Raw genomic sequence first — 10,155 nt, 5'->3', positions numbered from 1 at the left:
GGGGGGGGGGGGGGGGGGGGGGGGGGGGGGGGGGGGGGGGGGGGGGGGGGGGGGGGGGGGGGGGGGGGGGGGGGGGGTGGGGGGGGGGGGGGGGGGGGGGGGGGGGGGGGGGGGGGGGGCGCCCCCCCCCCCCACCTCGGGTCAGGCCGCTGCGGCCGTCGCGCGCTGCCGGTCTGCTGCCGGGTCGTCCCGCAGGAATCGGTCGGCGGTGCGCAGGGACAGCGCCATGATCGTGAGCGCGGGGTTCGCGATGACGGCACTCGGGAACACCGAGTTGTCGCACACCCACAGGTTCGGCACGTCCCACGACCGCCCCGCCGGGTCGACGACGGACGACCCGGCGTCGGAACCCATGCGCGCCGTGCCGATCGTGTGGGCGGTGCGTTCGAGCACCCGGACGTCGGTCCCGCCGGCGGCCTCGACGATCGCGGTCATGGTGCGGACGGCGTGGGCGCGGATCGCGTCCTCGTTCGAACCCGGCGAGAACGTCACGCGGGCCCGGGGCACGCCGTGCTCGTCGAGGTCGTCGGAGAGCACGAGCCGGTTGTCGTCGTACGGCAGGCACTCGGCGTTGATCCCGACGCCGGCCGTCCGCGGGTAGTCGCGCATGGCCTTGACGAGCTCGGCACCGCGCAGCCCTCCGCCGCGGACCAGCGTGGTCGCGAAGGTCAGCGGCTGGACGCCGAGGCTCTGGATCAGGTACCCACCGGCGAAGTCAGCGTCCGCGGGCCGGACGAAGTCCTCGGTGATGATCGACGACGGGTAGCCGCGGTACGACCGCATCGACTCGTCGAAGGTCGCCCACACCTGGGTCGCCCCGTGCGCCGTGAAGTTCCGACCGACCTGGCCGCTGCTGTTGGCCAGCCCGGTGTGCAGGAGCAGACGCGGCGTCTCCACCCCGCCCGCGGCCAGCACGAGGGACCGGCACCGCTGGCGGCGCTCACGGCCGTCGCGCGTGTAGAGCACGGCGCACACCCTGCCGTCGGCGTCGAGCTCGATGCCGTGCACGAACGACTCCGGACGGATCTCCGCGCCGAAGGCGACGGCGGCGGGCAGGTAGGTCGTGTCCATCGACACCTTCGCCCCGTTGCGGCAGCCCTGGTGGCACGACCCGCAGGACACGCACGCCTGGCGCAGCCCGTGGTGCTCCTGCACCCGGTCCTCGGTGGTCAGGGCGACCGGTGCGTCCGTCGCGGTGATGCCGAGCGCCGCGGTGCCGCGCATCATCATGTCCGACGAGGCGTTCCGCGCGGGCGGACCCATCCGGTACCGGCGGTCCGGGTCCCACGGGTAGTGCGCGGGGCCGGCGACGCCGACCTCGTGCTCGACGCGCTCGATGTACGCGGTGAGCTCGGCGTGGTCGATCGGCCAGTCCTCGCCCTGCCCGCTCTCGGTGCGCAGACGGAGGTCGTGCGTGCTCGGGCGCGGGGTGAAGGCACCCCAGTGCAGGGTGGAGCCGCCGACGCCGGTCCCGCTGTTGTTCGGACCGAAGGCCGTCGGAGCGGCACCACCGCTGATGCGTTCGTCCATCCAGTTGATGTCCGCCGGTGCCTCGACCTCGTCGGGCGTGTGGTCGCCGGGCTCGGTGTTCCGACCAGCCTCGAACGCGACGACGCTCAGGCCCTCGCGGGCGAGGCGAGCGGTCAGCGGGGCGCCGCCGGCACCCGTCCCGACGACGACGACGTCGACGACCTCGTCGTCCTGGTGGTGGCGCTGTACGTCGAGTCTCATCGTCCTGCTCCCTCGGGTTCCCACGCTTCCCGCTGCCCGGCTCCGAGCAGCTGGAAGCCCTGCTTCCGGACGCCGTCGCCACCGTTGGCGAAGCCGTCGTAGTCGATCTCGGACATCGTGGCGGGGTGGGCGAGCCACTGCTTCACGAGGTCCACGCTGGCGTCCTCGAACCAGACGCGCAGCTGTTCCGCCCCGAGCGGGCCGTCCGACCGGTACCGGCCGGCGGCGACGTCCTCGAGCACCGCGGGCAGGTCGTCGGAACCGACCGTCGCGAGCACGTCCAGCGCGCCGCGGTAGGCGTCGGCGTCCTCCGGCATCCCGTCGGGCCGCCATCCGTCGCCCTGCCCGGCGGCGAGCTGACGGTCGACACGGAGCGCGACGTCCACCTCTCCAGGCCCTGCCTGCGGGACGACGATCCGAGCCACCGCCCGGAGCACGTCGAGCTGCTGCGGGGACAGGGCGTCCGGCGTCGCGGCGGGGTCGTCGGGCAGCGCACGCACCGCGAGCACGCCCCGGGTCCGAGCACTCACCCGCGGCGAGGCGATCACCCGGGCCTGGTCGGCGGGGACGACCGGTCCGTGGGCGACACGCCGCTCCCAGAAGCTGCGCACGAGCGCGGCGACCTCCTGCGGGCGCTCCCACGGCAGCAGGTGCGCGGCGCCGAGTACCTCGTGCAGCTCGGCGGCGGGCCAGTGCGGCATCGTGAGGCGACGCTGCGCTCCGGCCGCCAGGTCGCCGTCCTCGGCGCCGGCGAGCACGAGCGCCGGGACGGGGTTCGGCTCGGCCGTGGTCGACCAGTCCTCCCGACTACCGCGGAGCAGCCAGTCGCGCCAGGCGCGCGGGTCGGTGCGGCGCACGTCCTGGACGGCCTGCTCGTGCCGGTCCGGGGGCAGCACGTCGGCGGTGTTCGCGTCGACGAACTCCGCCGCGTGGTCCGGCTCGATCGGCCCGTCCGCGGCCCACGAGAGCATCCCGTCGCGGCGGTCCTCGTCCATCGGCTCGGGAGCGAGGGGCGAGGCGGCGAGGAGGACGACGGCGCGGAGTCCGAACAGGCCGTTCGCGCCCGAGACCGTGCGGTCGGCGACGACCGTCGCGACCTTGCCGCCCATCGAGTGGCCCACGATCGCCCACTCGGTGGCGCCGCTCGCCCCGATCGCCCGCTCGACGAGCACGGCCATCTCCTCGACGGTCGTGCCACCGGAGGCGGGGCTCCGCCCGAAGCCCGGCAGGTCGATGCCGACGAGGTCGAGGGTGCCGGCGAGCTCGGAGCGGAGGAGGGCGAACTCCTCCGAGCTCGAGCCCAGCGCGTGCAGGCAGAAGGCGGTCGCTGTCATCCTTCGTTCCTACCGTCCGGATCGCGCGGGACCCAGGCTCCTGTACCCCTGCGACGTACCCCGACGGGCGGTGTCAGGAGGACGTGCGCGGTTCGTAGACCGAGAGGAGCATCGCGGCACCCAGGCGAGCCACCCGTGCGGGCTGCGCCGACCGCTGCACGGCGGACTCCACCCGGGCACCCTCGACGAGCAACGAGAGCGCCTGCGCCACGTGCGACGGCACGCCGGCACGCGCGCAGAGCTGCGTCAGGTGTGCCTCGACGTCGGCGAAGTGCGCTCGCGCGAGCTCGGCGATCGCCGGGTCGGTGCGCCCGAGTTCCGCGTGCCCGTTGATGAACGCGCAGCCGCGCCAGCCCTCGTCGGCGAAGCACTGCTCCAGGTACCCGAACACCCCGAGGACCTCGTCCCGCGGATCGTCGGCGTCCCGAGCGATGCCGTCGAGTGCCCGTCGCCACGCGCCGTGCCAGCGCTGGAGCACGGCGATGACGAGCTCCCGCTTCGACGGGTACGCGGCAGTGAGCTCGTCGCGCGTGAGTCCGGCCTCGTCCGCGACGTCGTCGAGCGTCACCGGGGTGACGCCGTGCCGTGTGAACAGGGTGTCCGCCGCGGTCGACGCCCGGCGTTGTGCCGGGGACTCACGGACGGTGGGGGTCAGGGTGAGGAGGGTCATGTGCCTTCTGCAGGGTCGGGACCGCGGGTGGCGCGAGCCTACTGGCCCGACACGCGAGCGGCGTCGAGGGCCTCGGCGAGCAGGGCTCGCATGTCGATCGGCTGCGTCGGTGCGTCGGCGGCGGCCGACCGTCGGACCGGCAGCACGGTGTCGGCGACCGAGTGGTCCGCCCCGGGCAGCGCGCGGGTCCCGCGGGAGAGCCGCGACCCGCGGATGCCGAGTTCGTTGCGCGGGATGCTCATGCGGACAGTCCCAGCAGGATCGCTGCGGACGCGGCGACGGTCACCGAGAGCAGACCGGTCGACACCGCGGCGATCTGGAGGCCACGCTGTCGGCGGGCCTCCACCACCTCGGCGAACCGCGGGGTCGTGCGACCGATCCCGGCGGCGCGGGCGGTGGTGGGTCCGGTGTCCAGGTCGGTGGCGATGATGGTCACGGTCGTCGTCCTCGGGTCTCCGGGGGGCCGGCCGATCCGGCACCCGTCCACCGAGGACGCTAGGAGACCGCGGCGCCGGGCGGACGCCGACCGGGCGACGACGACGAAAGACGGACGTCCGGCAGTCCTCGTCCGACGATCTCCGGACATCCCTGCTGTGCGGACCACGTCGTCCACCCCCGGACCGGGGACACCGGTGTCCGGACAGCGCCGCGTCCGGCGGACAGAATGCACGGGACCCATGAACCCGATCACGCCGCCACGCATCGACGTCGAGACCCAGAGCTCCGACCTCGACGAAGCCCGCGACTTCCTCGCGACCGCCTACGCGGGGAACGAGTGGAGCGCCGACGCGACCGGACAGCCGTTCGCGTTCCGCTACTCGGCGGTGGGGGACGCCGCGATGTCGCTGCGGTCGATCCGCTTCGACGGCCACCTCGAGGGCGTCATGACGCCGTCCGACGACTTCGTGGTGCAGTGGACGACCCGCGGCACCGCTGCGATCGGGTCGGGAGACGCCCGGATCGTGATGGAGCCCGGTCGACCGCAGCTCTGGCCGCAGCAGGGCGCCGCGTTCTCGTACGACGACTACGACCAGCGCATCGTCCAGGTCAACCGGAGCGCCCTCGAGGAGGTCGCCGGTGAACGCGGGACCGCGCCCGGGCAGCTCGTGCTCGACCACACCGTCCGACCGGACGAGCGGGCGATGCGCGTCTGGCGGAGCAGCGTCCAGCTCATCTCGCACACCGTCCTCGACCGCCGCGCCTCCCCGCTGCTGCAGGCCGAGATGGGTCGGCTCGGGGCGCTGGCACTGCTGGAGCTGTACCCGATCGTCAGCGCCTCGCTGCCGGACGAGCTGCTGCTCCCCCGCAACGCGCACGTCCGACGAGCCGTCGAGTACGTCCACGAGCACGCGCACCTGCCGATCACGAGCACCGACCTGGCGCGGGTCGCGTCACTCAGTCTCCGCGCCCTCCAGACGGCGTTCCAGCGGACCTTCGAGCTCTCGCCGAACGCGTACATCCGACAGGTCCGGCTCGACCGCGTGCGCGAGGCGCTGCTCGCCGGCGACCCGGCGACGACGAACATCGCCGAGGTCGCGCGCGAGTGGGGGTTCGCCCACGCGGGCCGCTTCTCCGCGACCTACCAGCAGCGCCACGGCGAGTACCCGCGTCAGACCCTGCGCCGATCCGGCCGTCAGCGCGCGTAGGCGTCGACGAAGAGCGCTCCGCGGAGGTCCCGCAGGGTGTCGACGAGCCGCTCGATCGTGCGCCCGGAGATGCCGGACACCTCGAGGTCGTACGGACCGAGCGCCGGCAGGCGGCCGGTGCGGATCCGTACGACCTCCCACCCGACGGCGCGGACGGCACGGTCCTTCCGCCGGTCGGTCTCCTGCCGGGGTCCGACGTGCTCGAGCCCGTGTCGGCCCGTGCTGTCGTACTCGATCGCGACGCGCAGCTCCGGGAGCACGATGTCCGGCCAGGCCTCGACGTGGTCGAAGAACGGGCGGTCGAGCCGGATGGCCGTGTGGTCGAACGTGAAGGCGAACCGGTCGCGCAGCGCCTGCCGCAGGTCGGCCTCGACCGCCGACGCCGGCGCGGGGGCGCACACGCTCGTGAAGGAGTCACCCGACGGGACCCTCGGGGTCTTCGGGCAGATCGACCGCGGGACCGGCTGCGACGACCGTGCACCGCTCGCCCGTGTCGAGCGTGCGCCCGACCGTCCCGCAGCACGAGCCCCCGATCGGGACGACGCCACCGCACCGGTCGGCACCCGGCCCACGCCGGGGACCGGGCCTCGCCCCGGAGCCGACGGGAGCGTCCGGCGGCCGCTGACCCGCTCCGCCCGCTGCGGCGGCGGGACCGCTGCCGGCCAGTCCTCGGGGAGCACCGGCCACCGCTGCGGTGCCGCCTGCAGGTGGCACTCGGGGCACCAGACGGACCGTCGGCGCTCCCGCCCGGGTCGCGACCGCTGCTCGGCAGGCGTTGCGACGAAGACGTGACCGACGTCGCACTCCCACGTCAGCAGCACCTCGGCCGCGGGCGGCACCTGCGTGAGCACCACGCCGTGGTTCCACTCCGGGTGGTACTGCCGCACGAGCACCGGGTACGACGCCCACGCCGAGCGGAACTCGCCGACGGCGTACGGTACGGCGGTGCCCCGCGACCACTGTCGCCGTCGCCACCACGCGTCCACCGGTTCGACCACGCCGTCACCGTAGGGAGCACCACCGACACCGGCACGTGCTCGACGGCCGTGGCCTCAGCGGAACCCGTCGTCCCGCCGGCTGCGGTGCAGGGTGTCGCTCGGGTGCTCGCCGAAGCGGTCGGCGTACGCGGCGGCGAACCGACCGAGGTGCGCCCACTGCCACCGGCGCGCGACGTCGGCCACCAGGAGGTCCCCGCCGGACGTCTCGAGCTCCCGTCGGGCACCGTCGAGCCGCTCCGCCCGGAGCCTGGCCATCGGCGACTCCCCGAACCGACGGTGCATCGCGTTCTGCAGTCCCCGCTCGCTGATCCCGACGGCGTCCGCGATGTCCCGGAGCGTGACCGGCTGGTCGGCGTGCGCGCGGATCCACTCCGCTGCGCGCGCGGCGGAGCCACGGCCGGTCGGCGCGACGGCCGGCAGGACCGGGAAGGCCGCCACGACGGCGTCGGCGATCTCCGCGTTGATCGTCTGTCGGACGGCGTCGGCGAGCGCGGCGTCCATGACCGGTCCACCGTGCGCACGGATCACGGCACGCAGGGCCCGCCGCGCGGACTCGTCCGGGGACTCCGGCGCGAGGACCACCGGCCCGGTCGGCAGGTGTCCCCTGCGCACGAGCGCGCGACGGAGCACGCGGTCCGACAGGTGGACCATCGTGATCGTGCGGACGTCCGCCGTGAAGGCGTAGCGACGCGAGGCGGTGAGCAGGACCGGTGCACCCGGCTGCACGGCGAGCGGGTCGCCGCCGTCGAGGTCCTCGATGGTCGCACTGCCGTCCCCGATCCAGAAGACGATGTGCTCGTCGCGCGGCTGCATGACGCCGGCCCGCGTGCCCTGGACCTCGGCCCGGCGGACCGAGACCTCGGCGTCGCCCGCGCCGAGGTAGCGGAAGGTGTCGAGCGCGCTGTCGATCCCGCCGGCGGTCCCGTAGATCTCGTCGAGTTCGTCACCCCGGTGCTCGCTGACCGCCTCCACCCGGAAGCGTCGGAACGTGGGGTGCTCCGTCCCTCGTGCCTGCCCAGTCACGATCGCATGGTCTCAGGACCGGCGGCCGGTGTGCGCTTCCCGGACAGCGTGTCCCGGTGTCGGAGTCGCCGTCCGTGCACCTCCGGACGGCCGAGGGCGGACGGCGGACGGCGGACGGCGGACGGCGGACGGCGGACGGCGGAGCGTGCGGACGGGTCACCACCGGATGCGGGCGAACTCCTCGCGCAGTCGCCGCGCGCGACCGGGGTGCACCTGCTCGACCCAGCCGATCCGGCCGAGCAGGTGCGCGCGGAGGTCGGGGTGCCCGGCGCGGTCCTGCGATGCCGGGCCGTGGACGACGCAGTTGTGCAGGACGGCGTGCAGCCGGTCGACCTCACGGCGACCGGGCGACGGCCGCTCGTTGACGACGACCCCCGTGACCGACTGCCGGCTCCCCCGCCTCCGGACCCGGCTCTTGCGGGGGTTGAGCCGGTACCCCTGCTCGGTCACGATCCGCTCGACGCCGCGCAGGAAGGCGTCGGGTCGGGCGGCCAACCGGTGGTCGCCGCTGAAGGTCAGGTCGTCGGCGTAACGGGTGTACCGGGCACCGGTCGCTCCCGCCCAGCCGGCGAGGCGGGCGTCGAGGTGCCGCAGCGCCGTGTTGGCGAGGGCCGGCGACGAGGGCGCGCCCTGTGGCAGGTGGGCGACGGCGAGGGCCTCGCGCAGCGCGGCTCGTTCCTCGGGACTCCCGCCGGCGGGCATCGCGGTGAGGACGTGGGGCGGGACCCGGTGGGTGCAGAGCCCGGTCAGGACGTGCGCGAGCGGTTCCGCGTAGCCGGCGGACCGGAACACGCCGTAGACCGTCGGGGCGGTGACGCTGGCGAAGAACGTGGTCAGGTCGGCGCTGAGCACGACGTGCTGCCCGGTGTGCACCGCGGCGCCGGTGACGACGCTCCGTCCCGCCACGAACCCGTGGGCGGCGTCGTGCACCGGGAGCCGGACCAGCAGGCCGTCCAGGACGGTGCGCTGCGTCCGGCGGAGCAGGTCCATCGGCTTCTCGAGCAGGCGCGGTACCCGTCCGGGCCGGACCACCCACTCGTGCCGGACGTGGTGGAGCGGACTGCCCGCCGGGGCGTGCCGGTTCCACGCCCGGGTGTCGGCGAGCCAGAGCAGCCGACCGACGGTGACGTCGAGCGCCCGGGCGAGCTCCGGGAGCGTGTCGACGAGCAGCGGGCTCTCGGTTGCGGGGCGTGCGCGGACGGCGGTGACCGGACGGGCGAGCACGCGGACCGGACGCCGGGCCTCGCGGGAGCGGTGCAGGGCGGCGAGCCGGGGCGCCGCGGCGAGCACCCGGGCGAGCTGGCGGGGTGCGTCGACGGGCGGTCGCGGGTAGGTGTCGAGCGCCGCCCCGACGGCTCGTCCCACGTAGGCGCGGTCGACGCCGACCACGGCGTAGCCGGCGGCGGTCAGGTCGTCGACGGCCCACGAGTCGGCGGTGAGGAAGGCGTCGGCGAGCGCCGTCGCCACGACCTCGAGGGGCGTGGGGTTCCCGGAGGACCCGTCGGTGCCTCCGTGCGGCGTCGCGCGCGGAGCGCGCCGTCCCGCTCGGGGCGTGTCGTCCTGCTGGTCCTGCGTGCCCCGGGGTGACCCCGGAGAGGTCGACGCGTCGCGCGCGTCGGCCGCCTCCCCCGGGAACTCCACGCGGTCACCCTACGGTGTGCGACCGACGGACGGGAGGCGCGCGGCCGGACCGCCACGCGCCTCCCGTCCGGCTCCGGTCCCGCTAGCGACGTGGGCGGCCGAGCAGGACCGTGCCGACCACCGCGGCGATGCCCGCCCAGACGAGCGGACGCGTCACGCGGCGGCGCTTCGCCACCCAGCCGCCGTCGGTCGCGTTGTGGGCGTCGGCGGGCTCGTACAGGTTGCCGTCGCTCGGCACGCCCTTGCCCCGGAGCGCGAACGTCTCCACCATCGGCTTGGTGATCTTGTGGAACAGTCCCGGGAACACGTACTGCAGCGGCACGAGCGACGCCTGGATCCGCCCGACGAAGCGGTAGCGCTTCGGGTGCAGCGCGGCGCGGACGACGGCCCGACCGGCGCGCTCGACCGACACGGTGGGCGGCAGGGGGTGCGAGGTCTTGCCGGTGTAGTTCGCCCCGTTCTGGTAGATCGGGGTGTCGATCGTCGAGGGGAGCAGGGCGGTGAACCGGATCCCGGTGCCCGCGTACTCGTCGCCGAGGACGTCGACCAGACCGAGTGCGGCGTGCTTGCTCGTCACGTACGCCGACTGGTACGGCGCGGAGAGCAGCGACTGGATCGACCCGACGAGCACGTACGTCCCCGTGCCGCGCTGCTTCCAGTGCGGCAGCAGCGCGGAGATCGCGTGGAGGTGCCCGTACAGGTTCGTGTCGACGACGCGCTTGAACGCCTTCGTCGGGGTCTGCTCGAAGAGCCCGTAGACGAAGAGCGCCGCGTTGCCGACGAAGACGTCGATCCGGCCGAACCGTGCGGTGGTGGTGGCGACGAGGTCGCGCACGGCGTGCTCGTCGGCGACGTCGGTGGGGATCGCGACCGCCTCGGCGCCGAGTGACCGGCACTCGGCTGCGGCGGCCTCGAGGCTGTCGTGGCTGCGAGCGGCGAGCACGAGGGTGGCCCCCTGTCGGGCGAACTCGTGCGCCGCGGCCCTCCCGATGCCGCTCGATGCTCCGGTGACGACGACGATCTTCCCGCGGAACCGTTTGGTCATGACCTCGTTGCTACCCGCGACCGGCTGCGACGACGCCCAGGCCGGGTGCGGTCGCCCCACGGCTTCC

General features: G+C 74.7%; 10 protein-coding genes. 1 reads left to right on the top strand and 9 read right to left on the bottom strand.

Annotated features, from left to right (window positions below):
* Positions 1–141: 141 nt before the first annotated feature.
* The 5 genes from PIJ49_RS02655 to PIJ49_RS02635 all read right to left on the bottom strand — a co-directional run bounded on the left by PIJ49_RS02655 (position 142) and on the right by PIJ49_RS02635 (position 4,171).
* Positions 142–1,731 (bottom strand): GMC family oxidoreductase, encoded by a 1,590-nt coding sequence (locus PIJ49_RS02655; protein WP_271825646.1) that lies wholly within the window; start codon positions 1,729–1,731, stop codon positions 142–144.
* Positions 1,728–3,065: an alpha/beta fold hydrolase gene (locus tag PIJ49_RS02650; RefSeq protein WP_271825645.1), complete on the bottom strand. Its 1,338-nt coding sequence runs from the start codon at positions 3,063–3,065 to the stop codon at positions 1,728–1,730. The genes PIJ49_RS02655 and PIJ49_RS02650 overlap by 4 nt, the downstream gene beginning before the upstream one ends.
* 73 nt (positions 3,066–3,138) lie before the next feature.
* Positions 3,139–3,735: a TetR/AcrR family transcriptional regulator gene (locus PIJ49_RS02645; RefSeq protein ID WP_271825643.1), complete on the bottom strand. Its 597-nt coding sequence runs from the start codon at positions 3,733–3,735 to the stop codon at positions 3,139–3,141.
* Between the two features lie 38 nt (positions 3,736–3,773).
* Positions 3,774–3,977, bottom strand: coding sequence for a hypothetical protein (locus PIJ49_RS02640; RefSeq protein WP_066653993.1), 204 nt, complete (start codon positions 3,975–3,977; stop codon positions 3,774–3,776).
* The gene (locus tag PIJ49_RS02635; RefSeq protein ID WP_066653991.1) at positions 3,974–4,171 is read right to left on the bottom strand and encodes a hypothetical protein; all 198 of its coding nucleotides are present in this window, start codon (positions 4,169–4,171) and stop codon (positions 3,974–3,976) included. The genes PIJ49_RS02640 and PIJ49_RS02635 overlap by 4 nt, the downstream gene beginning before the upstream one ends.
* Before the next feature lie 241 nt (positions 4,172–4,412).
* Here PIJ49_RS02635 and PIJ49_RS02630 point away from each other — a divergent pair, with 241 nt between their 5' ends.
* The gene (locus PIJ49_RS02630; protein ID WP_251160079.1) at positions 4,413–5,381 is read left to right on the top strand and encodes an AraC family transcriptional regulator; all 969 of its coding nucleotides are present in this window, start codon (positions 4,413–4,415) and stop codon (positions 5,379–5,381) included.
* On the opposite strand, the gene PIJ49_RS02625 is transcribed toward PIJ49_RS02630, so the two are convergent.
* The 4 genes from PIJ49_RS02625 to PIJ49_RS02610 form a co-directional block, all read right to left on the bottom strand.
* Complete coding sequence (locus PIJ49_RS02625) at positions 5,369–6,379, bottom strand: putative endonuclease domain-containing protein (protein WP_271825638.1); 1,011 nt, start codon at positions 6,377–6,379, stop codon at positions 5,369–5,371. The genes PIJ49_RS02630 and PIJ49_RS02625 overlap by 13 nt on opposite strands.
* A gap of 54 nt (positions 6,380–6,433) precedes the next feature.
* A complete protein-coding gene (locus PIJ49_RS02620; protein WP_144411287.1) occupies positions 6,434–7,402 on the bottom strand; it encodes a helix-turn-helix transcriptional regulator in 969 nt (322 codons plus the stop codon).
* Between the two features lie 156 nt (positions 7,403–7,558).
* Positions 7,559–9,043: a reverse transcriptase family protein gene (locus PIJ49_RS02615; RefSeq protein WP_066653981.1), complete on the bottom strand. Its 1,485-nt coding sequence runs from the start codon at positions 9,041–9,043 to the stop codon at positions 7,559–7,561.
* A gap of 82 nt (positions 9,044–9,125) precedes the next feature.
* Complete coding sequence (locus PIJ49_RS02610; protein ID WP_066658122.1) at positions 9,126–10,088, bottom strand: SDR family NAD(P)-dependent oxidoreductase; 963 nt, start codon at positions 10,086–10,088, stop codon at positions 9,126–9,128.
* Positions 10,089–10,155: the final 67 nt, after the last annotated feature.

It is taken from the genome of Curtobacterium uvaldense, assembly GCF_028307415.1.
GTDB lineage: Bacteria > Actinomycetota > Actinomycetes > Actinomycetales > Microbacteriaceae > Curtobacterium.
The sequence above is the reverse complement of the archived record's forward strand: the minus strand, read 5'-3'. Positions and strand labels throughout refer to the sequence as shown.

Coding starts and splice junctions, on each gene's coding strand:
- PIJ49_RS02655 (WP_271825646.1), bottom strand. CDS start 1,731: ATGAGACTCGACGTACAGCGCCACCACCAGGACGACGAGGTCGTCGAC.
- PIJ49_RS02650 (WP_271825645.1), bottom strand. CDS start 3,065: ATGACAGCGACCGCCTTCTGCCTGCACGCGCTGGGCTCGAGCTCGGAG.
- PIJ49_RS02645 (WP_271825643.1), bottom strand. CDS start 3,735: ATGACCCTCCTCACCCTGACCCCCACCGTCCGTGAGTCCCCGGCACAA.
- PIJ49_RS02640 (WP_066653993.1), bottom strand. CDS start 3,977: ATGAGCATCCCGCGCAACGAACTCGGCATCCGCGGGTCGCGGCTCTCC.
- PIJ49_RS02630 (WP_251160079.1), top strand. CDS start 4,413: ATGAACCCGATCACGCCGCCACGCATCGACGTCGAGACCCAGAGCTCC.
- PIJ49_RS02610 (WP_066658122.1), bottom strand. CDS start 10,088: ATGACCAAACGGTTCCGCGGGAAGATCGTCGTCGTCACCGGAGCATCG.